The sequence below is a fragment of the Marinifilum sp. D737 genome, from assembly GCF_026672275.1.
GTDB lineage: Bacteria > Bacteroidota > Bacteroidia > Bacteroidales > Marinifilaceae > Marinifilum.
On record NZ_JANQCD010000006.1, the window covers coordinates 128,177 to 154,007 of the forward strand.

A 25,831-nucleotide genomic window follows, 5' to 3' on the forward strand; every position below is an offset into this window, starting at 1 on the left:
GATAGATTAGAAATTTACTTCGTGTTAGAGTTATTTACTGATAAAACTATGCAATGGACATGTTTATAGATATGATAATCCATAATTAAATACTCTATTTATAGAATGTCCTTCAAATACATTCCAAGTTATTAACAAGTTTTTATTTCTTTTTCAGCAGTGTAATCGGAAACCGACATTTTTAATTTGATCTCTTGAAAAAGTATGGAAGGTGTACCTGATGCCTGTCATGAACAGCTTGAAGAGAATCATTCCAAATCGTTTTCTATTCGCATTGATCATCTTAAACTCAACATGCGAATAAAGTAGTACAAAAAAATAGGTTTTCTTATGAGAAGTAATGACAATAGGATTTTATTCATAAGAGTCATTCTTCCTGAATTACAGCTGCATCGACATACTTGTGACCTATATGAGTGCAGTAAAGAAATAGTATTAGTGCTAAATGTTTCATCTTTTCTAAAATTAAAAGGATAAGCTATATATAACTTATCCTCATTTTGTTTAGTAATTACGCAGATCTAATAACTCGCTTGATCACCTTACCATCTTTTTTAACTGTTTTTTTCAACCCAACGCCCACCTCCATTATAATCAATTTCCTCAACTTCTTTTGATGTACTTGAAAAAAATGCATCTCGCAATTTTGGTCGGTAAAATCATTTTTAAGCACCTCTTCCTTCATTTGGTGAAGACCTAAAGTACAGTAATCTATGGAAAGAAGTAGATCGTCCTAATTCGGGTCAATGTTATTGGATTGATTGTCGAGATGATCGCTCACCTGTTGGTAAAGTTCATTCAGATGAACCTTATTTTGTATTCATTCAGCAAGACTTGCTTTTGCAATCAAAGCCCTTTTATTTTCATAGTTTCATCTTTTATCCACTTCATTGTGTATCTTTCTAGGTGATGCTTTCGAATTCCAGATGTACCAAGGTCCCCATCCCTATCTGGCTTTGAAAAGTTAGCTGAATGCCTACGCGGTCAGCAATTTGCTTGCAGAGCGGCAGCCCGATGCCAAACCCAACTTCACCACATGTTCCAGGCTTTGAACGCCCCTTTTCATACAATTGCTGAAGCTGTCCGGCATCCATTCCAACCCCGCTATCCTGTATGCTGATACGAATGAGTTTGTCGCTGCGTGTCACCTCCATAGAGATTTCTCCATCCATAGGGGTAAACTTAACTGCATTGCTGATTAGGTTGCGAAGGATGATCTCAAGAGCCGGTAGACAGCTTGTCACCTCTCTTGGAAATTCATCGATCAGGAGTTTAAAATGCAGGTTCTTGTCATCAAAATAGGCCCGTTGACAATTCGTCATTTCCTCCAAAAAAGCAACAAGATCAAATTTTTCCAGTACCAGAACCAAACTGCTCAGATCAAAATTATTCTGGGCAATCAATGCAATTTGCTGATCCGCTTTTTGCGCCAGTTTTAGAACCATATTCAAGTATTTTTTTAAGTTGTCTTCACCAATTTGATCCATGTTACAGATGCACAGATCTACAAAACCAATGATAGTGGTCAGAGGTTGTTTCAAATCGTGTGCCATTGCATTGAGCAAAACCAGACTGTCCCTTGTGTGGATCAGCAATTCATTTTCTTTTTGTTTTTTCATCTTAGAGCAAGTTTAAATGTAAAAGGGTCTCTGATGATCCCATTAGGTTCCTCAATTTGAAAATTTGATTCAATACAGAATGGATCATTCAGTCTACCTTATCTTCCATATTACCTGAATTAAGAGGCTGCAGGACTGATCTTCCCTCTTTAGTGCAAGCATAGATACAAATCAATTGTTTGTCTGCAGATCTTCTCTTTCCAAGTAATGGCAAATTGTGACTTTTAAATCAAATGAGATTTTAACCCACCATAGAGATTTTCAATTTCTTTCACCTTACTCCACTAATATTACATATCTACCATACATTTATTCCATATTTAAACCACTATAATACCATATCTAACAACATCTATCATACTGTCTATCAGGCTTTACAATTTCTTAACATACGGATTGAGTGAATGTAAAGAATTATCATTTCATTTGTGAAGTCAGAGTCTAATATTGATCTGAAATATAGCATCATAGTAAAGCTCACATCTATTAATGTAAATTCAATGATCTACTAAAATGAACAAAAGAACGACCCCGAAAAGAATGAAAGAACAAAGTGCTCAGATCCTTTGGGCATTGCTCTTAATACTGTTATGTGGAAACCCAACACTTACACAGGCTTCGTCGGATCAAACCTACCTGCTTGACAGTTTGACGTTTGAATTGGAAGCCAGCAACTCTAATCTTCAAAAAATCAATATTCTGATGAAACTATCAGAACATTACAAGAGCTATGACCTAAAAAAGGGTCTGGAAGTTCTCAATTCTGCCTATCAGCTAGCTGAGAATACTGAGAATAAAATGGCCCAATCCGCTGTGCTTCTGGCTCGTGGTGATTGTTATATTCAGGAGGGGCACTTTTCGGATGCCCTGAACGATTACCTGGCCAGCTCTGAGCTCGCCAAACGAACCCAAATAGATTCACTTACCTTTCAGAACCAGCATCGTATTGGTTTCTTGTATTTCAAAATTGGAGAATATCAGCTAGCCTTGGATTGCTTGAAAAAGAGCATGGTCCAAATTCGCAAAAATCAACAACAAAATAAGAATTCGCTCATAGAAATCGCACAAATGCACAATATCAGTATGGGTGCCTGCTATACGGAATTGAACAGCCCTATGACGGCCATAGACTACCTAAACCGTGCCAGGGAGCCTAAAGAAAATTCATTGTGCCCTACCGCTCAAACACAAGTAATAAGATTGCTGGCCAGAGCCTATCTTAAACTGGATTCTACCGATACAGCACTACATCATTACCAAGCCTCTTTGAAGAGAAGCCTGAAAAGAGGAGAAAGCTATGAACAAGCAGCCAATTACCATGAACTTGGCAAACTTTACTTTGACCAAAATCAGGAGGGAATAGCCAAACAGTATTGCTATACGTCCATAGAAGCTTGCAGTAAGGCTTCGGCACTTGCACTGCAAAAAAAGAACTACATGCTACTCTATCAAATCTTTGATGGAGAGCACCAACTGGATTCCATGCTCTGGGCCCTGAACTCCTATCATCGAATCAAAAAGAATTTGGATATCAGTGCCATGCACCTTGCCATAATGAAAAGCAAACTTGGCAATGATTTGGAAAGAGCAAAAGCAGGACTGCAACGGAAAAGTATCTGGCTGACCTTTACCAGTACCTTAGGGGGAATTTGTTTGCTAGTATTGGGCATTCTGCTTTGGTACTGGAAAAGAACGCATAAGGATATGAAGGATCAGTTCGAGGAAAAGAAAAAAGATCTGACCACCAATTCCCTTCATCTTGTCAACAAGAACAAACTGATTGAGTTTACAATTTTACGTTTGCTCAAGCTCAAGAATGGCATGCCGGCAGATCACAAGAATGCCTTGCAAAAAATCATTTTCGATCTACAGGAAAGTCATGAGGACAAGTTCCTGAAAGATTTTGAATTGAGGTTTGCACAGGTTCATGATGATTTTTTTGAAAGGCTTCAAAAAGTAGCCCCGGAACTATCACCGTCCGAGCTTAGATTGTGTGCCTACTTGAGGTTGAATCTAAACACCAAGGAAATTTCAAAACTACTGTTGATCAATTCCAAGAGCATTGAGGTCAAGAGATCTCACATTCGAAGGAAGCTCAACATTAATAATACAGATACAAATTTGAATGCATATTTGAATACTATTTAATGTAAAGCTGAAGGGTTCTGATATTCTGAATCTATGACTACAGTTGATGTCTTGCTGCTGAAGGGGGTCATTGCAGGAGGCTCAGGGATAGATTAGAATAAAAATTTAGTAAATAGTCTGCTTGTAGATCAGGATCCTTCAGCTGAATTAAAATATATTTTTTGAGTCTTGATGGTAACATGTTTTGTCAGCAGTTCTCAAACTTTTAATTAACCAAAAACCAATGCAATCGCTGCGACACCTGGTTCTGAACCCTAAAAGGTTTTGAGCCATATTCTCTCAGGGGATTCCTTCAGGAATCGTTGGAATCCCCTATTTTTCACTTACGAACGAATTAATACAATGAAATTATTTAAAACAATAATCCTACTGCTATCATTCAGCCTGATCACAACATCAGGAATCGCACAGTGCGAATCTTGCAGCAAAAACCCAGAGCTTGAATTTCTTAAAGGGCTTCAAAAAGCTGAACAAGATGAATTGGGAAAAGACCGGCTGATCATGCTGGATGGGGAAAGTATTCCTGTCTATGATCAAAAAGGGAAACGTTTCAAAGGTATGGAACTGATGAAACAGCTCAGCTCTGGAGAATACAGTCCGGATATGTATGTGAATGAAAAAAAAGTGATCCAGGCAATTGTCCTTCAAAAAGCCACTGAGAAGGAAATGCTAGGTATGAAAAAAATGATGTCCAACTTTCCAAGCAAACAAAAACTTCTGGGGGAAAAAGCCCTGGTCTTCTCCTTCACGGATCTGAATGATCAATCCTATTCTTTGAGTTCATTGAAAGAAAAGGTCATCGTACTGAACTTTTGGTTTACCGACTGCCCTCCTTGTGTCTCAGAAATTCCTGAATTGAACCAACTGGTACAAAAATACAAGGATCAAGAGGTTGTTTTTCTGGGTCTAGCCTTGGATAATGCCGTAAAACTCAAGATTTTTTTGCTTAAGCATCCCTTTGCTTACCGAATCATTCCAGAAGCAAAGTGCTTAGCCGATGCTTACCGGCTACCCGGTTACCCCACTCAAATAGTTATTGACAAACATTCCATTATCGCCTATAAAAATACGGGATACGGTCCCCAAACGGTTTCAGATTTGGACCAGCGCATATCTGAATTATTTGATTTGTAGTATAGTAGTTATAGTTGTCCGCTGGACAAGCCCCTTTAAAGGGGCTTGTATTTTTCCCTATTTACGAACATTTTATTTTATGCATCACATGTACCGTCAACTTACCAGATCCACACTCTCCTTCCTCTTGTTTGCCTGTTCCACTAGCCTGGGCGCACAAAACAGGTATTCTTTTGATCACAGTGAAATCCGACTGGAGGGAGCCATCAAAGAATTTTGGGCACATTCCCCGGAAAGAAGCATTCGAATCAAATGGAGCCATGACGTTTGGCTCACAGATAAAATACCAGGTATAGACAGCATTTCCGGTTATACTGCTTTGGAGATTTTGGATACCTATGATGAAATCAATCATTATCTGAGGATCAGATCATCGGGAACTTCCTTACATTATACTTACATCATCAATGGCATGGCCACCGCTTTTAAGCCAGAACGAAACCAATGGTACCTTTCCCTCTTTGATCAGGTATTGTATCCTTACCTGAAATCTCCTCTTCACAACCGTTTTGCAAGAAAACTTGCTGAAATCAGTAAATTAAAGGTCGGTGATTGCTTCCCTTACTTTAAAATGCCTGACATCAACAAGGATATAACCAGTGCCGATGACTTCATGGGCAAGATCAGTATTCTATACTTTTGGAATCTGAAACAGGATGGCTGGACCAAAGACATAGCCTTGCTCAATTTCCTGAGGGAAAAGTACCCTGATCATAGTAAAATTCAGTTCATCGCATTTTCAAAAAAAACGGATAGGCATATCAAAAGAGCACTAAAAAATCAGAAGACAGATTTTCTTTTCCAACAGATTCCCAACTCACAATCATTACAGAATCGTCTGAACATCCATTATTGGCCTTTGTGTATTCTTGTTGATCACAATCAAAGAATTACCTATATAAAAACCGGTTCTATCGGTGAACATCTTCCAGAGCTACAAAAAAACATTGAATCCCTGTATTCTAAATAACGTGAGTTCGACGTAAAATAAAACTTCATTGCCTGCTTCAAACAATCTTAACCTTAACATGTTGTATACTTATGCTTCGTTATTACCCATACACAGATATCAGACCAACCTATCCTCATAATTCGTATAAGAATTAATAATTCAACAAGTCACTTTGAACCACAATTTTGCAATTCGAATTAAAATACTATAAAACAACCATATCCATTACGCTACAGAGTTTATTTGCAACCCAATCACTGCAATAAATTCATGGAACTTTCGTTATTTTTTTAATATCGGTAAAAGTAAGCTATTCGGAATTCTGATTTAAAAAAATGATATGGGAAATTGGTAGATTAATATAAAATCATATCAATAGATATAAAAAAAGCTTACACAAGAATCGTGTAAGCTTTTCTATATTCATAAATTCTATACTAATGATTTACAAAGGCTGAATCATGGCTGCCATACCTCCACCAGGAGCCATTTTCAACTCATACTGAAAAGTATCGTCCACAATGATTTCTTTCCTTTTAAAATCTGTGGCATTTCTGTCTGCATTGATCCCATCCTGATAAATGGTCATCTTGTATTTTTTACCTTTGGGTAAGAAAGAAAGATCAAATTGCAGTGTTCTTGCATCCCAATCGGTCATGGCACCCAAATACCATTCATTCCCTTTCCTTCTGGCAAGCAACAGGTAGTCAGATATTTTGGCATCCAATACTTTGGTTTCATCCCAAACAGCAGGTACTGCGGACAAAAATTTCATACATTCGGGTTCTTTTCTGTAGTTCGATGGGTTATCGCAAAGCATTTGCAATGGGCTCTCGTAGGCAACATACATGGCCAATTGGTGGCAGCGTGTTCCCATACTCATAGGACGATCGAATATCGGTTTGTAGTTCTTCTTTTGAGCATTGTTCATTGCCCCGGGAGTATAATCCATTGGGCCAGCCACCATGCGTGAAAAAGGGGTAATCAGGTTATGCTCTGGAGTTTGTCTAAGACTCCATTTGTACTGCTCTCCTCCATTTACTCCTTCGCGGGTAAGCACATTCGGGAATTTTCTTCTCAAACCTGCTGGCTTGTATGATCCATGGAAATCCACGAGAATTTCTCTCTTTGCCGATTCTTTGGCAATCTTGTGATAGTAGTTTACCATCCATTGGTCGTCTTTATCCATGAAATCCACCTTGATGCCTTTGATTCCCCATTTTTGGAACTGATCCAATGCTGGCTCTAACTGGTCGTCTAATGTTTTCCAAACCACCCACAGAATCAGCCCTACACCTTTCTTTTTTGCATAGCTGGTGAGTTCCTCCATATCCATTTCCGGAACGATCTTCAGTAAATCTCCCAGCTCATACCAACCTTCATCCAGAATGATGTACTCCAAGCCATAATCAGCGGCAAAATCGATGTAATACTTATAGGTTTCTGTATTAATTCCAGCACGAAAATCAACGCCATACACATTGTTGGCATTCCACCAATCCCAGGCCACCTTTCCGGGTTTAATCCAGGAAGGATCTTTAATTTCGCAAGGATCAGCCAGCAACCAGGAAAGTTGATTGGTTATTAAATCTCCATCCTTTTCAGCTATGGCAACGTAGCGCCAAGGAAATGTTCTGTTTCCCTTGGTTTTGGCTATGTAATCCTTTCTATCTCTAACGAATACATCTCTATCGCCCACCTGTTCTGTTTTATTTGGGTATGCAGGAAAAGTTGAAACCAGAGCATTCCCTTCTGCTCCATTGAACCACATTCCCGGATAATCTTCCAGATCAGTTTCCCCGATCACCAGCTTTGCGCCTTTACCGGTATCCATTAAGACCGGTAAACTTCCCAGATCTTTTGAAGAAAGTTCTCCCAGTGAGGTAAAATCATAATACACCTGATTGTTGGAATGGAAGCTTCTTTCCTTTGGCCAATATACCATATTGTTTTCGGGAAAATTAAAATTTCCCTTTTCAGATTTCACCGTTATTTCACCCGGCAAGTGAGTGCCAAATCGATAGGCAACACCATTGTTGTAAGCCCGAAAAACCACATCAAATCCTTTTTCGAAAGTGAGTTTCAGTTCGTTGAAATTTTCCTGAATCAATTCACTCTTTTCACAAACTTCCGGCTTAATCTCTCTGTTTACAGAATTGGTATTCTTTTGAATTACTTTCGGTTCTTTACCCAGGATGATTCCCTCCAGTTCCAGGGCAATTACCGTGGGATTAAGCAGAGGCGTTTTCTTGTATTGCACTGAAAAAGTTAAGTCCTCTCCTGTTTGAATCCGTATGCTCGTTTTCTTATCTGGTGATTGCAATTGATAGTCCTTTGCAAACACTGTACTTATGCACAGGCAAAGGCTAAAGAGGCAAATTATTTTTTTAGTCATGATTCACGTTTATTTGGTTAGTTCTAAGATTTGATTTTGATAAGGTGTTGGATAGGCAGAAATCCATACTTCAGGCTTGAAATCGAGATTTTCCTTTTCGAATCCCAAAACAAATACTTCAATCTCTTTTCCTTTCATATTTTTATTTAAGGGTAGGTAATAGGTGTAATTGCTATCTTTTTTAGCGTTCACAAATTCCCAGGTATTGGATGGAAAGGATACACTTCTGTCAGGGCATCCAACCAGTTCCCCTGCTATTTTTGCGGCAGCATAGGCTCCCTCAACTCCATGCTTCCCTTCAATAGCAATTGACAAGTAGCTCCCCTCAGGAATTTCATTCAGATTAAATTTTGCACTCCATGCCTTTTGGGCTTTTTTCCTGTTTGTATGTGCGAACAAGTTGGATGCTCTCCATTTGCTTCTATCCAACATCCGTCCATCCTTCCAGGCTTCAATTTCTACAATTCGTCCTGGCTGATCCCACAATCGGATGTAACGAACTGATCCGTTGATATCAATTCTCATTTCTTCCCCTGCATAGTAAGTAAGTGTCTTCCAGTTTTTCAGGTCTGTAGAGACTTCAGCGTAATTTCCTTCATCTTTCAATAGAGGTTGCAGCGAAAAATCATCAGGAACCCTAATCATTAACTGATCCACATCTGTGATTTCACCCAAATCAAGACGAAAACATCCTCCCTCTACTTTTTGGTCGATATTGTATTTTCTGCTAGGCCAAAATCCTGTCTCCCTATCACCATCAAACAGGTTTTTATCCCATACTCCTCTTTCTACAAAAACAGATTGATTAAAGAAAGCATCGCGAGCCTCCTGAACCTGAGGGATATTACTTGTTCCTGATCTCTCCAGTGAACGAACCTCCAGTGCATTGTTGTCGGCCGCATAACAGGTGGCCTCGTAGAGTGCCTTTGCATCCTGTGGAATTTCAAGCTCTGTTAAATCAGCCAATTTTCGGTGAGCTTTCTGCTTTAAGGCTTCTCCCTCAAACTTAAGCTTAAGCGACTTTCCTTTGAGTAACGAGGGAACTGACTTTCCATTGAGCTTTGCTGTGTTGTATTTGTCAGCATTCACAAGCTGAATTTTCGAATTGCTGCCAGGCATTCCCAACAGTTTGATAAGAGTAGATTTTCCGGGAACATTTCGTACCACCTCATACTCTGCACCTCTTACACCAGGCTCATTGCAATGATTGGCTGTTGCCAAAATTAAGCAAGAGCGAAATGGTGCCACCTCCACTTCAATCTCACTCCCAGCCTGATAGGAGCCCAATATTTTTTCCGTAGGGTGAAACTGACGTACTTCAATTTCTCCTTGGATATTCAGTCCAATCTCCTCATCTAGTTTTATCTTGTAAGTAACAGGTTCCCATGTCAAATTTCTTAGGGTTAGTAATCTGCTTGCCTTATCTCCTCTTGACACTGCAGATTTTCCATACTTCTCTTCGGGCAAAACCATTCCATTAACCAGAATTTTACCATACTTGCGATGCAGATTGTAAATTCTTGCCAGCTTGGCAAATTCCTCATCTTTCAACAACCATGGGTTGCCATAAATCTCAGGGGCCAGTATCATACTGCGGTTAAAAGCCTGAAGAATCAAATCATCATCCCAATAATCCAAACAGGAAGAAATACAAACCCCATGGTCTTCGGTTAATCTTTTCAAGCCTGGCACTAATCCTCGTTCCAGGGCTCCCGCTCTGTGATGAGGAGCTGTGGTAGTATTGGATGTAAACACATCAATATAAGTTTCCTGTCCTCCCCATAAAAATGTTGTTGCATATGGTTTTCCTTTGTTCAATCCCAATCGGTGATTTAAAAGAATCAAGTCGGGACTATAGGTACGGCACTCCTGCATCATCTTTATAAAGGCATCTTCCTTTTCCGGACGCAGAGGACCACATACCGCATCAAATTTAAAAAGTGCAAATTCATAATCTTTACAAAGACTCACCATCTGATTGATACGTACCTGTTTTTCTTCTTCACTCTCTCCAAAACCATCGGGTCCTCCCCATACTCCCAGTCGGGTTCCCATGGCCTTTGCCTTTTTATACATAGGGTCAAATCCATTTGGAAACTGCTCTTTAAAGCGGTCTGAATAGATGCTCCCATAAAAGCGCTTTCCATCAATGGCTCCTGCATCAAAAGCATAAATATCCAAAATCATCCCATACTCATCCTGAAGCCATTGGAAAAATTCCAGGTTGATTAAGGTATGCTCTTCAGTTGCTCCCTCGTTGGTATTGTTGATCCAGGAAAAATACTGGGCCTTTGATGGAGTTTGTTCACCAGCTCCCGGAAATACCTTTTCCTGTCCCATTGCATTTTGAATGAGACACCAGAAGACCATTGCTACAATTGTTCTTTTCATTTGATTATAATTTGTCTACAGTTGCCAGATGAAAATTTTAATCATGCACCTGTGTGCAATTTTTTAATTAAAATTTACCTTTTCGTTTCATCTGTTTATTATTTTTTCCATTAGTCAGATGGTCCCGATAACCATCGGGATTACCATTCGCAAATAATTATTCTCGTGTGAATCCCAATAGCTATCAGGGTAATAATTATTTACTTATGGACGTTTCTTATTAAATTCATTTTTCATGCCCTGGATTCATGCACTGTCTTTTCCAAGACATCTCCTTAAGTGATTGAAACCAATTCTATATTCAATCATTTTAGAGCTAAGTATTTGTTAAACATTCCCGGAGAAAATTCTCCGGGAATAAATGGTTTTACCATCCAGGGTTTTGTTCTAAATGTGAAATATCTATTTCTGTTTGTGGAATAGGCCACAGGTAGTGTTTATTTGGGTTAAAAGTGCGTTCCCCCCATGACAGAGTCACCTCTGCTCCAGAGTTTGGATCGATATATGTAAGCCCTTCAGGTACTCCAGGCATTACATTTTCAGCTATTTTCCATCTGCGAATATCCATAAGACGCAGACCTTCAAAAGCCAACTCCACTCTACGTTCACGGCGCACAATGGTACGCAGTTGTTCTTTGGATTTGCCTGTGGTAATCAAAGGCATATTTACATCCGGGCGCTGACGCACTTCGTTAATGGCATCATAAACTGACTGATCGATATCATCATTCTCTATTTTCGCTTCAGCATAAGTTAATAATATTTCAGCATATCGAATCAAAATAAAGTGTATGGCTCCATTCCAATAATCTCCGTTATCAATATCATCTTCGGAAATGTACTTCAGCCAGTTGTAACCTGTTGCTGTTTTGTTCCATTGTCCTCCTGTGCCATCGGTCAAATCATCGCCTGCAATAATGTTTTTCCCAGGATAAGTTGCTCCGGGAATGGAATTAAAAACACCACCACGCCAGTCATGACCAGGGTAAAGAATAGAGTGAGTCAAGCGTGGATCACGATTTGCATATGGTTTGTTTGGATCGAATAATGGTGATACATCAATTGTGTTACCATCGGTACATTCGTAAGTATCAACCAATGATTGCAAAGGACAACCACTACTCCAACCTCCTACAGAGTTAGGACCATAATTCTGCAAAGTGAAATTCCATTGTTTCTCGTGCATTTCCTGCAGGTCGAAAATCACCTCTGAATTGTTAATCCCTTTATAGGTAAACATTTCCTGATAGCTTGGATAGATGTTATAAACCGCCAAATCCATAACCTCTTTGGCAGCAAGGGCTGCTTCTCCCCACTTTTCCTGGTAGAGCAAGATGCGGGCTTTTAGTGAAAGTGCAGCACCTTTGGTTACTCGTCCAAGATTATCACTGGAATATGAGGTTGGAAGATCGGTTGCTGCTGCAGTAAGGTCAGCAATCATTGCATCAAGAATTGTTTGCTTTGCTGTTCTTGTGCTTTCAGCAGCTTCATCAGGCGTTAAACTATTGGTTATATATGGTACATCCCCAAACAGGTAAACCAAATCAAAATAGAAATAGGCTCTTAGAAATTTTGCCTCTGCCAATAAACGAGCCTTTTTCTCAGCATTTATATCGCTTACACCCTCAGCACCTTCAAATATTCTGTTTACTCTTTGAATGCCTCTGTATCGCTCTCTCCAACGATGTTCCACATACCAATCGTAAGCAGAAGCCGTTCCGTCTGCCAAACGAAATCCGGCATTCCATGAATGATGATCCAGAGCATTATCGGTTAAGTTTTCAATGCGCAACAAATCTGTTGAATATCCATAAGTTGTTTCCCAGCTGTTAAAACCAATTGATGCATAAACCGCATTCACTGCATATACCAAATCTTTCTCTTGCGTAAAGAAGTTTGTTGATGATACCTGGTCGCTAGGTGAGCGCTCCAGAAAATCCTCGCTACAGCCTGCTAAAACAAATAGTAAAGCACAGGCCAAACCAATTATATTATTTTTCATCTATATAATATTTTTCAAGTTAAACTAATCAATAAACCACATCTAGAAACGAAGCTGTACTCCCATAGTGTAGGTAGATACCGGAGGATAATAATTTGGTCTTCCGTCATAGGTTTCTGGATCCAATCCCGATTCCACATCTGTAATTGTGAACAGATTGGTTCCTCCAATGTAAAACCTCATCTTATCGATATTCCATTTCTCCAAAACAGATTTTGGAAGAGAATAACCAATTTGAAGATTCTTCAGTCTTAGGTAAGAAGCATCTCTTAGCCAGAAATCACTATATAAATAATTGTTTTTGTTCGAAGCAGCTTCTAATCTTGGGAAGGATGCATCAGTATTTTCAGGAGTCCATCGATCCAATACTCTTTTGGTTGTGAAAATCTCATACGCAGGTCCTTCGTTTGGAGCACCATAGAAATAGTTTTCAGCTTTCATTACACCTTGCATAAAAGCAGAGCAATCAAATCCTTTGTATTCCATGTAAAGGTTAAAACCAACACTGTAACGCGGAATGGAAGAACCAATTACCTTACGGTCTTCATCATTAATTTCACCATCACCATTCTGATCAACCAGTTTAATATCACCTGGCTTTAGCTGCGATTGATTTGGTTGGCTTGCATGATTATCAATCTCTTCCTGAGACTGGAACAAACCATCTGATTCATATCCGTAAAATGCATTCACAGATTCCCCTTCTTTCAATATGGTCCATCCGCTTATGGAAGGTTCATTACCGGCAAAATCTACCAACTCATTTTTTACATCAGAGATATTGAAACCTATTGAGTAATTAAAGTCATTAATATGATTTCGGTGGGTTACAGAAAGCTCCCATCCTGTATTGCGAACTTTCCCGGCATTGGTTTCCGATGCTCCCAAGCCTGTCAGGTAAGAAATAGGCAATACCAGCAATACATCCTTTGTATCTTTCTGATACCAGTCGGCAACCACTTCCAGTTTGTTGTTGAATAAGGTCAGATCAAAGCCAAAATCAATCATTTCAGTAGTTTCCCAGGTAATATCGGTATTTGCATAGTACCACTGAGCATATCCATTTACTTCCGAATCATTAAAGTTGTATGGGAAATCGGCATAAACTGTAGAGGTAAATTTATAGTAACCAATATTCTGATTTCCCAGCTGTCCCCAGCTTCCTCTCAACTTCAGGTTATCTACAAAGTCTAATGAAGTCATGAAATCTTCTTCGGACATTCTCCATCCTGCTGAGAAAGATGGAAAAACACCCCATTTGTTTCCTTTCGCAAAACGAGATGAACCATCGTAACGGATGTTTCCTTCCAATAAATATTTGCCTTTATAGGAGTAGTTCACTCTTCCCAGGTAAGAAAGCAATGCCCAATCTTCCTGGTACCCCTTATTGGTTTGTCCTTCGGCATCACCAGTGTTTAGCTCCACGTAATCATCGCTGTAGATATTGGTTCTTTCACCTTTAATTACGTAAGCTTTATTCTCGGTTACATCAATACCTGTTAGTACATGAAATGAATGATCTCCGAATGTTTTGTTATAATCCAACAAAGCTTTAAAATTGATTTCCTGCTGGTTCCAACGTCCGTCTACCAGTTTACTTGGTGTCCACCTGTGAACTATTTCTTCAGGATTTTCAGGATTCCTGAAATCATAGGCTGCAGTATAATATTTATACCTGTTGTTAATGCTTTTATAGGAAAGATCCGATCGTAGGGTTAATCCACTCAACACTTCCAAATCAGCACCAATTTTAAAGTTAAGAGCCTCTTTGTTTTCTTCATTCATTCCTCCTACTTCCAAACATGCCAACGCGTTGGTATTGTCCTTGTTTAATCCATAAACTCCATTAGGATGTTTCAGTATTGTAACTGGTGAAGTACCTACAATTGCACCTATGGCACTATTCATCCTGTTTGGTCTTTCATTGTCTCTTCGGTTAAAGGAAACATCGGCTCTTACTTTAAAGTTATCTTTGACCTGAAAGTCTGTATTCAAACGAAAACCAAAACGCTCCGATTCCACATTTTTCAGCATTCCGTCTTGCTTCATGTGGTTTAGAGACAATGCAATTTTCGACTTCTCATTTCCACCGCTAATTCGAACAGATTGGTTAAAAACCGGTGCAGTTTCAAACAGCTCCTCGAATAAATTCACATATGGATAATTTATCGGGTCGTTTCCTTCCACTGTCTTCTGAATGTATTCCTGCGAGTATTTAGGGTTCATACCAGCATTTACCAACGCCTCGTTCACCAGGTTCAGATAATCTTCAGCACCAACCAATTCAGGCAAGGTTGCCGGGGTTTGCCATCCATAGTATCCATTGTAATCTATCTTGTATCCACCTTCTTTGCCTCGTTTTGTGGTGATAAGAATAACACCATTGGCAGCTTTTGCACCATAAATGGATGAAGATGCAGCATCTTTCAGTATGGATACACTTTCGATATCATTTGGATTCACATCACTTAATGGCATTTCAATCCCATCTACCAACACCAATGGTGCAAGTTTAGAAGGATTATCTGGATCCGGAATCGTAGCAATACCACGAATATTGATCTTTAGATCTTCCTCTCCGGGAGCTCCTCCACGATCTACAATCGTAACACCAGTTGAAACTCCCTGAAGTGCCTGTCTGGCATCGGTCATAGGTTTCTTCACCATTTCGTCTCCTTTCACGGCAGAAACAGAACCGGTAAGATTGGCTTTCTTTTGAGTTCCATATCCAACCACTACTACCTCTTCTAATCCCATTACATCTTCTTCAAGCGTAACATTAATGGTGCTTTGATTTGCCACTGCAAGCTCCTGATTAAGATAGCCAATAAAAGTGAATACGAGCACTGCATCATCCGATACATTCAGTTTGTAGTTCCCGTCAAAATCAGTAATTGTTCCCGTTGTGGTTCCCTTAATAATGATGTTTACACCAATTAAGGCTTCACCATTTTTATCTACCACCTTACCTTCCACCAGTTTTTCCTGGTTTTGTTTTGCAGTTATAACTGCCTCTTCATAACCGGATGAAGCAAATGCCGGAGTGACCGTAAGTAATGATACACTGCAACACAAGCCTGTAATCCATAAAAAACGTTTTTTTAGCAAAGAGCTTTGCCTTGCCAAACTTCCTGTGATTTTTTTCATAAATTTTCAGTTGGGTTAAAAATTAATAATTGCTTTTCACAAGGGAAGGTGGGAGCATCCCTGGCTCATTTAACTTGTCATTTTCATTCTGTAGGAATGATTCAAACAAGCAAACAAAGTCAAACATTGACTTGTCCAAAACAACTAAAAACAGGGCATTACAGCTTGTAAAAGCTGACCAAAATTCTGTACAGAATGACCAATTCGCCTTAAAATCACGGGATTTTAAGAAAGGTTAACTTAGAAATCAGGAAACAGAAACAAAACAGGCTTCTCCTTGTCGGCTCCACGAAAGTTTTCGGCCTTTCTTTGTTGTCTTTTTTTATTGGTCATCCGAACTCTAGTCGGGAGACCAAAGGGAATTATGCTTTGGTTTTCAATTCCCCTCTTGAGAGGGGATAAAGGGGAGTGTTTAAACTAATGTACTTTTTCGGGTGTACAAGAAAGCATGTTGTAATGCTCCTTGTATTCCGATGGAGCAATGCCAAACTGTTGTTTAAAGCATCGTGTAAAGTAAGAAGGCGAATTGAATCCTACTTCGTAGGCGATTTCATTGACACTTTGTTTTGCCTCAATTAATAATTGTGCGGATTTTCTCAAACGAACGAAACGAATCAGTTCATTGGGTGACAGATCGGTAAATTTCTTCAACTTGCGGTAGAAGTTCGATTTGCTCATTTGTATTCCCAGGTACAGCTCATTCACGCCAAAAGAATTATCGGAAAGATGCTCTTCAATTAGGATTAGGGCTTTTTGCATGAACTCGTCCTGAGTCCATTCCCTGTAGATTTTATCTTCCGGTGTCTCAACTGGTTCTTCTTCCTCAATTGCTGAAGCCAAGTCTGCTTTTCTTGTCTTCCAATACCAAAAAGCAATACCTGCCAATGCAATCAGAATAATTCCCCACAAGCTTAGCACAGTATTCAGGGAACGCTTGATCTGGAAATGGAATGATTTAAAATTGTCATTCATGATTCCATCTGCATTGATTGCAGCAATATCCAATTGATATGAACCTCTGTCCAGATTGGAAAAATCCAATACAGCCTTGTCTCCCGGCAGATAATTCCAACTTGAATCGGGATGAAAGAACCGATAAGCGAGTCCATTTTCTTCCTGATGATTATAGGAGTAGTTGTATACATTAAATATGGATGCTTCCTTTTTCGCTCCCTGTTCTACTTTAAACATTGGCTTTGGAAGGTAGCTGCTTGCCTTAGGATTAATTGAAACCACTCCATCATTGCTACCCCAGTAAAATTCACCATCCAGAGCTTGCAATAGCTTAGCATGATTAAAACTATTCGCTTTAGATCCTCCTACAATTTGATAGCTGGCAAAAAGTTTGGTTTGCGGATCGAATCGATAAATCCCCATTCGGGATCCCAACCAAAAACTCCCCTCCTCGTCCTTACGCAGAGATGTAAACTCGATTACCTTCTTTGCCGGATTGTAAAATACAGGCTTCGCATTCACATTTGGCAGAAATGCCACTCCTTTACCTGTAGCAAGCCATACCTCACCATTATTCGCAATGTGAAAGTCTGAAACTTCAGTCCCAAACTCCAATTTCTGCTGATTGAAGTAAAGCTCCATTCTATAGGATAGAATCCACTGATTACCCAAGGAATCGAGGGCAAAATTAATGGAAGGTACAGAATCTAATTTCGAAAAATTATCATCATCAAATCCATAAACAAAGGTCCCTTTAGAAGAGCAGATGTACAAATTCTCATTAAAGCGCTTCAAAGCATAGATGTAGTCATTTTTTGCCAGGCCCGTTTCTTTGGAGAACAATTGTCCTGATGCAACTACCTGTGTATTACCGCCTGCTGCTACCAATGTGGTAATGATGCCCATATGCCTTGTTCCCACATAAAGCTTGTCCTTGTACTGCAAGATGGCTTCCACATACAAGTCATTCAAATTCCCGGGAAAAATTGGCACTGAGCTTAAATACTGCTTTTTCCTATCCAGATAGTACAAGCCTTTGCCTGAAGTTCCAACCCAAACTCTCCCCTTCTCGTTCTGAAAGAGTGCATTGACATAACCTGCTTCTGGCTCTCCATCCTGAATATCACTTTTGTATTTTTTATAGGTTATCGTTTTTCTGTCTATTCTATCCAGTCCGGCTCTATTGGTACCGATCCATACCGATCCGGAATGATCCTTAAACAGCACATTGATTTGAGCATCGTAAAAGTCATTGAAAATCTCATTGTCCCTGTTGATGTAATCCTTTAAGGCATACTTTTCTCCTTCTTTGTATACCTGTTGAATGAATTCACCAAAAGTTCCCAATAGTATTTCATTGTGTTGAGAGATGTTCATTGAGGAAAAGGAGCCTTTTATTACAGGTACCAGCTTTTCTTCCTGCATAAGCCATAGCGCATTTTCGGTAAGTATTACAGGTTCTTCCTCATTCAAGAATGAAATCGCCTTTACTGATTCATCTTGCAGTTCAGGATAGCTTCTGTTTAGTACCAGCAAGGAGTCTGAACTCAATTCTGCCTGCCAAACTCCGCTACCAGCAGTTCCCAACAGTAAGTTTCCCTCAGGCGTAATCTGCTTGCAAGTAACCGAATGATCAAATCGCTTCATGCCAATCCTGTTCTGATCATCCCATTCATAAATTCCTGATTTTGTACTGATATAGCTTCTGTTATGGATTTTAAACAGAGCGGTAAGCATCGAAAAGTCTCCCGGAACATCAAGCTTTTGGTATTGTTTACTTGAGATAGAAAATAAATAACTGCCATTACTTGTTCCCAAAAGGAGTTGATCTTTATGGATCTGATCGATTAAAGTAATGGGATATCCCATGAAGGAATCCGTAATTGGATGGGAAGCAAATACAAGTCCATTGTATGAACTTAAACCTTCTAAGGTTCCAAACCACATTCCTCCTGTGGAATCCTGAAAAATAGAATAAATGGTGTTGTTAACAATACCGTGTTCGGTGGTAAATTTGCTTAACTTTTGAAAATAATTTGTCGCTTGAAGCTGAAGCGTACAACTCAAGAGAAATATAAAAAAACAAGTTACAATCCTTCTTTGCATCCCAATCATTTACTAAAATTCAAAGATAGAAAAAACAAGAGTGGCTCCCAATCTCCCACATTGTATAACCACTCTTGCCACGCATCTAAATTTAAAATATCTGAATCATTTACTACCAGTTTCAAATGCATATAAACCAAAAATCAACTAGTAATATCTGATCAAAGCATTAGATTGAGACTACCAACCCCAATCATAATACTTGTGTAAAACAAGCAAAAACAAAGGCTTTTCGCTTGCACAATATGACCAAAAAAGAGTATAAACTGACCAAAGAATCGATTTGTGGCAAGAATGCATCGAAGAACAAGAAAATAATTATAGAAATGGTTTTTTAATGATTCTCATTGGCGGATTTAGAAATAGTTTTTTTATTTATTTTAGTAATCTTACTACCTATAAAAGTAAACTATATGTTATGGAAGTTCTCGAAACAGGTAAATATTATCACATCTATAATCGTGGAATTAATTCCTGTGATTTATTTATAGAGGAAGACAATTTCAGTCACTTTTTGAATTTGTATGAAAAATATATTCATCCTATAGCTGATACTTTTGCATGGGTGTTGATGCCTAACCATTTTCATTTCTTGGTAAGAATTAAGGACAATATATGTTATAAATATTCCAACGCTGACAGGTCTGATGACGCTGTCAGGTTTGATCAAATTAAATGGGAAACTAAAAACCTGTCAGCATCCAAAGGATCTGACAGCGTTAAGATTCCAAAACCACATTTACACTTTTCACACCTATTTAATTCCTATACAAGATATATCAACAAACGAAACAAACGCCACGGCAGTCTATTCGAAAGGCCATTTAAACGCAAATTGATTGACAACGAAAAATATTTCCAACAATTGGTTTTGTATATCCATAATAATCCTATTCATCATGGATTTTGTGAACACCCCATTGAATACGGCTGGAGTTCTTACATAACCTGTATAAGTAATAAACTCACAAAATTAAAGCGAAACAGGACCGTAGAATGGTTTGAGGATTTGGAGAACTTTAAGCAAATGCATAAAAAAGCTGTTGAGGTGATGCAAATAGAGGAATGGTTGGGCATTTGATTTCAATATAACTAAAAAGACCTGTCAGGTTTTACCTTTGACAGCATTGCTGCTATTACCCCACCCCTTTAATCGTTCGCTGGCTATGCGATATTTATTTTGGAATTTTTATATCATTGATAATTAATTTTCTTATTGTACAAAGGCAAGGGCATGCATCTATACCCTATATGACCTTACTCCTGCTCTTCTTTTGCCATTTTATAGAATAAATAGAAGCAGTCGAACCAGTAGAAATTGACTTTACTATTAGCATTTGGATTCTTTGATCTAAATTAAATAGCCCCGTTAAGGTTCATCTTTGATTTGGAGCTACTTGAGATTTTTTAGCCTTTTAGTATTGAAAACTGAATTTAATAGAGAGGAATAAATAAAGTATCTATATCAATAGATTCACCCCAAGTTAGGGTTAAAAGCAATTAATAAAACAGCTATTTAAGATTTAAGCACAAACAGTATTTTATCTTTCCATATCAAAAAGCAAAAGCAGTTCCCTATTGCTAAGAAACTGCTTTTCAGTCTAATTAAATATTTGAAAAATCGATACTCTTCCTAAGCTCCCGGAATTCCACCCATACCAAATACCATAGCAAGAAGGGCAACCGTTTCAATAATTCCCATGGCTGCGATGTACATCCCTGATCCCTGTTTGGCATCTACAGCCAGGTTGGCACAGGCAGCAGCACCTACTTTACCCTGCATAATTGCTGAAGCAGCAATGGCAATACCAATAAAAAATGCCCAAATCATCTGATTCGTATAACTGTCGGGACTCAAACTTGCTCCAATCATGGAATTCATAAAAATCATACCATAAATTACCTGACTTAGTGGCATTCCTACCATAGCCAATGCCAGCGAGGGTAATTTTTTCTTCTCTTTAATGGCCTGTTTCCACAATCCCAATGCACCCATTGCGGCAATTCCTGTTCCAATAGCAGAACCTACTCCTGCTATACCTAAAGCAATGGCATGTCCTCCAAAGCCTGTTACTACTGTTGCTAACATCATTATTTACTTTTTAACGTTTGATTATTTTTTAATTTAAAAGGGGCATACTCGCTACCCGAAAACTCTACAGATGCATGACCTGCATATTCGAGCATATTCAGACGAACTCCATGCACCAACACCGCCATAGCAGCAAGTATCATATTTAAACCATGTCCAAGAATTAGGACCAAAGCTGCACCAATTCCTGATGCAAGTGTTGAAACACCGTCTCCCAGTGCCATTTGGTTAAAGCTGGTTGCCATTAATACAGTAGACAAGCCAACTGCATACAACCTGATGTATGAAATGATATCGGAAAATCCGTTGATAATGCTTAAAGGCAAACCTGCCAGTGAGGAAAGCATTCCTTTCAGAATATTTTTTCCTGGTTTGGAGAACAATGCAATCAGTAAAGCACCACCAATAAAAAGCCAAATCATAAATTCAGGAGCAGCAACTCCCAGCACCATTTGATTTACGATTAGGTATAGTCCCCAGATTATTGACACCCACCCCAACTGGGCAATTGCTTTTACGCTGTTTATATATTTCCAGGCAATTTGTAAATGACCCATTGTGAGATGCACCGCTCCAATTAGAAACATTAGTTTCTGGATAAATAGGCTGTCGCCACCAAAACTTGCCAGTTGATCTACTCTTAACAGTTTTAAGAATGACAATTCAGCAATCATTTCTGATCCGAAATAAGTACCTGTAAGCACTCCCCAAAACAGGATGGCTACAGATAGCGTATAGATTAAACTAAACTCTATTTTCTTAACGAATTTCTGTTTGCGATGAACCAGGAAAGTAATCAGTAAAAATACTAGACCATAGCCTGCATCACCTACCAGAATTCCGGTAAAAAATGTAAAGAATATCATGAATACCCTGGAAACGTCCAGCTCTTTGTATCCGGGAACCAGTCCCATAAAATCCATTACCGGTTGAATGCGCTTTGCCCATTTCGATGTACGTACCAGGGTAGGCACTTCGTCCATTTCTTCCTCGCTTGGATCTTCAGTCACATATCCCCAATTGTATTGGTCAGCCAACTGAACAAATTCATCAATCTTATCTTCAGGAATAAAACCTTTCCAGCATCTTACCTGATTGTCAATGGCAATTCCTCCATACTGAATATTGCGCACATCAAATCGCCTGTTTCTTTCATCTAGGGCATCCTGAAGTACACTTTTTTGTGCATAAAGCTGATGCAGAAGTATTTCCAACTCATCCAATTGGGCATTGGTAGAGCTCAATAAGGATTTGGCATGCTCACACTCTAATTTCGGCATTAAAACCTCATTAAAATCAAGACTTTCACTGGCATTTTCCGAAATCAATGCCAATTGGTTCATATGTTTGCTTTTGCCAATTACATGTACATCCTCACGCTTTGCGATTTGCTTCAACTCCTTGTCATTAAGCTGGTATAATTTTATCCAAATCCCTTTTCGATTCAGCTTTTCGATATCATCAATGAAAATATTTCCCCACTCCTTATACCATTCCAGATCATGCTTTATACTGAGCTTTGTATCCTTCAGTTGAGTTCTTTTTTCTTCGGTTTTCAGGACTTTCTCCATCAAACGGATTTCACCTCTTTCCAAATTGGAATAATCACTGATGTCGGCAGCATTAGACTTTGCATACGGCTCATCATCATACCTGTCCAGAATAGAAATGGCCTTTTCCAATTGCTTGATCCTTGCATCCACCCGGTTGATTGATTCATCTTTAGCCATCTGGAAAGGAGAAACATGCATTACTCCAAGTTTCCCAAGAACTGTTAGATCCTTATCGACATCTACTGAAGATTCCGGCATCAGTAGTATCAGTTTTTTCATTTTAGTAATCATGGGCTTAGCTCTTTTTGTTTGCTTGTTTTCACCACTTTTGCGGTAGCAATGGTCAATCGTTCATCATCCTGAAGTTTTTGTCCAATTTTTCGAATGGCTATTTTGGCATTAGGTATCCTACGATTCTCGAATAACTTTACCCTTGCACGCACATCCAGTAGTTCCTCCTCCAGTAAGACAATTTGCTCCTGTAAACATTTGATTTCTGCCATTAATTGCAATTGGTTCTGCATTAAAATGATGGCATCGTCTACCCACAGTGGAGTTTCCTCGCCAATTGGCATAAGTTCAAAATCAACAGATTCGAATTGCTGCACACGCACACCGGCCACATCAACCGGTTTGCTTATGATCTTATTTATGGAAATGAAATTGCTGATATCAACCCAGGAATCACTCATTACGGCTACCCAATCGCGGGCAGCCAATCGATTCTGCTCGATTTGCTCACGAATTTGCTCAATTCGCTCAGAAATGCTGTTAACACTCGCCATTAAGGATTTCTCCATGGCTTCGAACAAAGGCAACATTCTTTCCGAAACCTTTAGGATTTTCTTCTGACGAGCCCTTTCGGTTTTTGTATATTTAATTTTTAAGCCTGCCATTATTGCACCTCTTCCTTTTTTGATGGATTTACAACTGAATCAAGTACTGCAGCACCCGCATCGGTATTAAATGAACTCAAGCGCCATAAAATCTGCAATTTCAGTTTATAAACCATTAGCTCTGTCATGCTAAATCTCTTTCCCGATTCAATGGAGTCCAGTTCGTCCCACAGGTAGTGCATGATTTGTTTTTCACGCATCAATGGATTCCCATTGGTAACAGGTATGGGTAAACGTTCCAGTTTCGCTTGTCGGTTATGCCGTTTGGCCTTTCGCAATTCAGAAATATCCTGATATACTTCATTTAACAGGATATTTACAGCCCCGGAGCCTGACTTCGTCGCATTACTGATATCCATTTGAATATCTGCAGATTCCAGAATCTGAAAATGCTTGCCAGACAACTGATTTTTTGCATCCTGATTAAATTCACTCAACGAAATGGGTGGTATCTCCTCAAAGCTAAGGGACGGCAAACTACTCATAAGATATACCAGGTTTGACATCGCTAGACCTCCTGATTTTTAGTAATTCGTTCCACCAGATCCTTGTTCAAAAGTGAAAACAATCCATCTTCCACATCCTGCGAACTCAAGACAAAGTGCATTCCTTTACTCTCTGAAGAATTCACTACAAGTTTGGCTTCATTCCCTTTAAATGGCTTGATCTCCACCTGCTCTCCAAATCCTTCTTTCAGTAAAAAGGATTCCATGGCACTGGCTGTATCAGAAGGAAGTTCGATGCTCTTCTTTCCCGATATTGAGTCCACCACAACTTTTAATAATTCCTCCAGGTATTGATCCTGTGTAAACAATTTATCTGATTGCTTTTTAAAGGCAATTTTAAGATTTTGGAGTATTGCAATTTTTGTAGCTTCTACCATATCGCGTGAAGCTTGTGCAATCGCAACTTCGGCATTTTTCTCTGTTTGAGAAGCTTTTAACTGTGCCTCCTCAATTATTTTCTTTCTCTCTGTTTCAGCTTCTTCAATTAAAGATTCGGCCTGCTTTTTTGCATTCTCAATAATGCGTTGTTTTTCCTCTTCCCCGGCATTTATGCCTTTCTCTTTTAGCCTGGAAACAATGCCTTCCAAATTTTCTTTATTATCCATTATAATGCCTCCTTTTTGTTTATTTTTTATTCCAGTAATCCTCAATTAACTTCTTACTCAAACCTGTTTCGGTTGGCTCAAAGTGTTTTTTTAGAATGTTCCAGCATTTGTCCAATGCATCTTCCAATTCTATTGAGTCGCCAAAAGGTTCTTCCATATTGCTAATAAAATCCTCACGATAACGAAGTAACTTTTGAGAAAATGCATCATTGGCCGCTCCTACTTCTGCTGCCTCATAGGCTTTTTCGGCATCTGCAAGCAAGGAAGCCATTGCCGTCATTATTGGTCGGTGATCTTCTCTTGTTTTACCGTTTACCTGTTGCTTTAGGCGCGATAGCGAACGTGCCAGTTTCAGCTTTCCACCTTCCAGGAAAAACTGTCCTTCGGTGATGTAACCTGTATTGTCGGGTACAGGATCTTCCAGCGACTCCAGGGTTGTTGCTCCAATAATGGTAATCGACCCGGCCCCTTCGATATCGGCAGCCACCTCGTAACGCTTCGCCAATTCGGAATATAATGAGCCCGGATATCCTTGCAGCGAAGGAATTTGATCCTGGTAATTGGCTACATTTCGCAGAATGTTCGACCAGTTGGTCATATCGGTAAGCAGTACAAGTACGTCTTTCCCCTGGTCGGCGAATTCGCGTGCCACCCCAAGTGCCACATCCGGTAACATCAAACCTTTAATCTGGGAATCGCCTGCCAGATGGGTAAACATGATGGTTTTATCTATATTTCCTGAATTTGCAAGTTGTTCCTTGAAGTATTGGTATTCATCGAATTTTAGACCAATTCCTGCAAATATGATTACATCTGCCTGTGCTCCCTGTGCAATCTGCGACAGCAAGCGATTATAAGGCTCGGTAGGGCTGGCAAAAATTGGTATTTTCTGCGATTTCACCAGTGTATTAAATACATCAATCATAGGAATACCAGTCCACAATGGCTGTTTTGGCACCAGGCGAACAGTTGGATTCAAGGTATCCAGACGGGTAGAAACCTCTTTCTCAAAAATAATTTCAGGACCATTATCGGCTACATTTCCCACTCCATCGAAGCTTCGTCCCAGCATATTGTATGAAAATCCTGCACTTAAAGGAAGTTCATGCATGCGTATTTTGGTTTGGGTACTCAGTCCCTGGGTTCCGTTAAACACCTGGAAACGTGTTGAATCTTCGGTAATATTTATGGCCTTTGCAAAGGAAAGGCTTTGGTTGGTATTTGCCTCGAGAAGCTCCACCACGTGATTTAGTGCTACACCTGGATTTCCTTCTACAGATATTAAAGCTTTTCCTACTTCGCTTATCTTGTTTATCTCTTTTCGAATCATT

16 protein-coding genes are annotated in these 25,831 nt (G+C 39.3%); 4 read left to right on the forward strand and 12 right to left on the reverse strand.

Annotated elements, in window-relative coordinates; translation table 11 throughout:
* Positions 1-902 precede the first annotated feature (902 nt).
* Positions 903-1,619, reverse strand: a complete 717-nt coding sequence (locus tag NQ163_RS06055) for a sensor histidine kinase (protein ID WP_268189374.1) — start codon at positions 1,617-1,619, stop codon at positions 903-905.
* Between the two features lie 540 nt (positions 1,620-2,159).
* Here NQ163_RS06055 and NQ163_RS06060 point away from each other — a divergent pair.
* The 3 genes from NQ163_RS06060 (at position 2,160) to NQ163_RS06070 (ending at position 5,871) form a co-directional block, all read left to right on the forward strand.
* Positions 2,160-3,767, forward strand: a complete 1,608-nt coding sequence (locus tag NQ163_RS06060; protein ID WP_268189375.1) for a tetratricopeptide repeat protein — start codon at positions 2,160-2,162, stop codon at positions 3,765-3,767.
* A gap of 342 nt (positions 3,768-4,109) precedes the next feature.
* Positions 4,110-4,901 carry a TlpA family protein disulfide reductase gene (locus NQ163_RS06065; RefSeq protein WP_268189376.1) on the forward strand — a complete coding sequence of 264 codons (792 nt, stop codon included), beginning with the start codon at positions 4,110-4,112 and terminating at the stop codon, positions 4,899-4,901.
* Positions 4,902-4,980: 79 nt separating this feature from the next.
* Positions 4,981-5,871 (forward strand): TlpA family protein disulfide reductase, encoded by an 891-nt coding sequence (locus NQ163_RS06070; protein WP_268189377.1) that lies wholly within the window; start codon positions 4,981-4,983, stop codon positions 5,869-5,871.
* A gap of 427 nt (positions 5,872-6,298) precedes the next feature.
* On the opposite strand, the gene NQ163_RS06075 is transcribed toward NQ163_RS06070, so the two are convergent.
* From NQ163_RS06075 to NQ163_RS06095, 5 genes are all read right to left on the reverse strand, one after another.
* Positions 6,299-8,248 carry a glycoside hydrolase family 97 protein gene (locus NQ163_RS06075; RefSeq protein WP_268189378.1) on the reverse strand — a complete coding sequence of 650 codons (1,950 nt, stop codon included), beginning with the start codon at positions 8,246-8,248 and terminating at the stop codon, positions 6,299-6,301.
* Positions 8,249-8,257: 9 nt separating this feature from the next.
* Positions 8,258-10,639 (reverse strand): hypothetical protein, encoded by a 2,382-nt coding sequence (locus NQ163_RS06080; RefSeq protein ID WP_268189379.1) that lies wholly within the window; start codon positions 10,637-10,639, stop codon positions 8,258-8,260.
* Between the two features lie 367 nt (positions 10,640-11,006).
* Positions 11,007-12,641 (reverse strand): RagB/SusD family nutrient uptake outer membrane protein, encoded by a 1,635-nt coding sequence (locus NQ163_RS06085; RefSeq protein ID WP_268189380.1) that lies wholly within the window; start codon positions 12,639-12,641, stop codon positions 11,007-11,009.
* Positions 12,642-12,683: 42 nt separating this feature from the next.
* Positions 12,684-15,788, reverse strand: a complete 3,105-nt coding sequence (locus NQ163_RS06090; RefSeq protein ID WP_268189381.1) for a SusC/RagA family TonB-linked outer membrane protein — start codon at positions 15,786-15,788, stop codon at positions 12,684-12,686.
* A gap of 417 nt (positions 15,789-16,205) precedes the next feature.
* Positions 16,206-18,848: a helix-turn-helix domain-containing protein gene (locus NQ163_RS06095; RefSeq protein ID WP_268189382.1), complete on the reverse strand. Its 2,643-nt coding sequence runs from the start codon at positions 18,846-18,848 to the stop codon at positions 16,206-16,208.
* Positions 18,849-19,266: 418 nt separating this feature from the next.
* On the opposite strand from NQ163_RS06095, the gene NQ163_RS06100 reads away from it, so the two are divergent.
* Positions 19,267-19,929, forward strand: coding sequence for a hypothetical protein (locus NQ163_RS06100; protein ID WP_268189383.1), 663 nt, complete (start codon positions 19,267-19,269; stop codon positions 19,927-19,929).
* Between the two features lie 552 nt (positions 19,930-20,481).
* On the opposite strand, the gene NQ163_RS06105 is transcribed toward NQ163_RS06100, so the two are convergent.
* Genes NQ163_RS06105 through NQ163_RS06130 form a run of 6 tightly spaced genes read right to left on the reverse strand, consistent with a single transcriptional unit; the run spans position 20,482 to position 25,830 of the window.
* Positions 20,482-20,937 (reverse strand): hypothetical protein, encoded by a 456-nt coding sequence (locus NQ163_RS06105; protein WP_268189384.1) that lies wholly within the window; start codon positions 20,935-20,937, stop codon positions 20,482-20,484.
* 2 nt (positions 20,938-20,939) lie between these two features.
* Entirely contained in the window at positions 20,940-22,772 is a 1,833-nt protein-coding gene (locus NQ163_RS06110; RefSeq protein WP_268189385.1) for a V-type ATP synthase subunit I, read from the reverse strand.
* Positions 22,773-22,780: 8 nt separating this feature from the next.
* Complete coding sequence (locus tag NQ163_RS06115; RefSeq protein ID WP_268189386.1) at positions 22,781-23,389, reverse strand: V-type ATP synthase subunit D; 609 nt, start codon at positions 23,387-23,389, stop codon at positions 22,781-22,783.
* Positions 23,389-23,874 (reverse strand): hypothetical protein, encoded by a 486-nt coding sequence (locus NQ163_RS06120; protein ID WP_268189387.1) that lies wholly within the window; start codon positions 23,872-23,874, stop codon positions 23,389-23,391. Before NQ163_RS06120 ends, NQ163_RS06115 begins: the two co-directional genes overlap by 1 nt.
* Before the next feature lie 23 nt (positions 23,875-23,897).
* Complete coding sequence (locus tag NQ163_RS06125) at positions 23,898-24,500, reverse strand: hypothetical protein (protein WP_268189388.1); 603 nt, start codon at positions 24,498-24,500, stop codon at positions 23,898-23,900.
* 19 nt (positions 24,501-24,519) lie between these two features.
* On the reverse strand, positions 24,520-25,830 hold the full coding sequence (locus NQ163_RS06130; RefSeq protein ID WP_268189389.1) for a V-type ATP synthase subunit B: 1,311 nt from the start codon (positions 25,828-25,830) through the stop codon (positions 24,520-24,522).
* Between the last annotated feature and the right edge of the window lies 1 nt (position 25,831).

Bases quoted from the DNA above. Each gene is read 5' to 3' on its own strand.
- NQ163_RS06055 (WP_268189374.1), bottom strand. From the start codon at position 1,619: ATGAAAAAACAAAAAGAAAATGAATTGCTGATCCACACAAGGGACAGT.
- NQ163_RS06060 (WP_268189375.1), top strand. From the start codon at position 2,160: ATGAAAGAACAAAGTGCTCAGATCCTTTGGGCATTGCTCTTAATACTG.
- NQ163_RS06065 (WP_268189376.1), top strand. From the start codon at position 4,110: ATGAAATTATTTAAAACAATAATCCTACTGCTATCATTCAGCCTGATC.
- NQ163_RS06070 (WP_268189377.1), top strand. From the start codon at position 4,981: ATGCATCACATGTACCGTCAACTTACCAGATCCACACTCTCCTTCCTC.
- NQ163_RS06075 (WP_268189378.1), bottom strand. From the start codon at position 8,248: ATGACTAAAAAAATAATTTGCCTCTTTAGCCTTTGCCTGTGCATAAGT.
- NQ163_RS06080 (WP_268189379.1), bottom strand. From the start codon at position 10,639: ATGAAAAGAACAATTGTAGCAATGGTCTTCTGGTGTCTCATTCAAAAT.
- NQ163_RS06085 (WP_268189380.1), bottom strand. From the start codon at position 12,641: ATGAAAAATAATATAATTGGTTTGGCCTGTGCTTTACTATTTGTTTTA.
- NQ163_RS06090 (WP_268189381.1), bottom strand. From the start codon at position 15,788: ATGAAAAAAATCACAGGAAGTTTGGCAAGGCAAAGCTCTTTGCTAAAA.
- NQ163_RS06095 (WP_268189382.1), bottom strand. From the start codon at position 18,848: ATGCAAAGAAGGATTGTAACTTGTTTTTTTATATTTCTCTTGAGTTGT.
- NQ163_RS06100 (WP_268189383.1), top strand. From the start codon at position 19,267: ATGGAAGTTCTCGAAACAGGTAAATATTATCACATCTATAATCGTGGA.
- NQ163_RS06105 (WP_268189384.1), bottom strand. From the start codon at position 20,937: ATGTTAGCAACAGTAGTAACAGGCTTTGGAGGACATGCCATTGCTTTA.
- NQ163_RS06110 (WP_268189385.1), bottom strand. From the start codon at position 22,772: ATGAAAAAACTGATACTACTGATGCCGGAATCTTCAGTAGATGTCGAT.
- NQ163_RS06115 (WP_268189386.1), bottom strand. From the start codon at position 23,389: ATGGCAGGCTTAAAAATTAAATATACAAAAACCGAAAGGGCTCGTCAG.
- NQ163_RS06120 (WP_268189387.1), bottom strand. From the start codon at position 23,874: ATGAGTAGTTTGCCGTCCCTTAGCTTTGAGGAGATACCACCCATTTCG.
- NQ163_RS06125 (WP_268189388.1), bottom strand. From the start codon at position 24,500: ATGGATAATAAAGAAAATTTGGAAGGCATTGTTTCCAGGCTAAAAGAG.
- NQ163_RS06130 (WP_268189389.1), bottom strand. From the start codon at position 25,830: ATGATTCGAAAAGAGATAAACAAGATAAGCGAAGTAGGAAAAGCTTTA.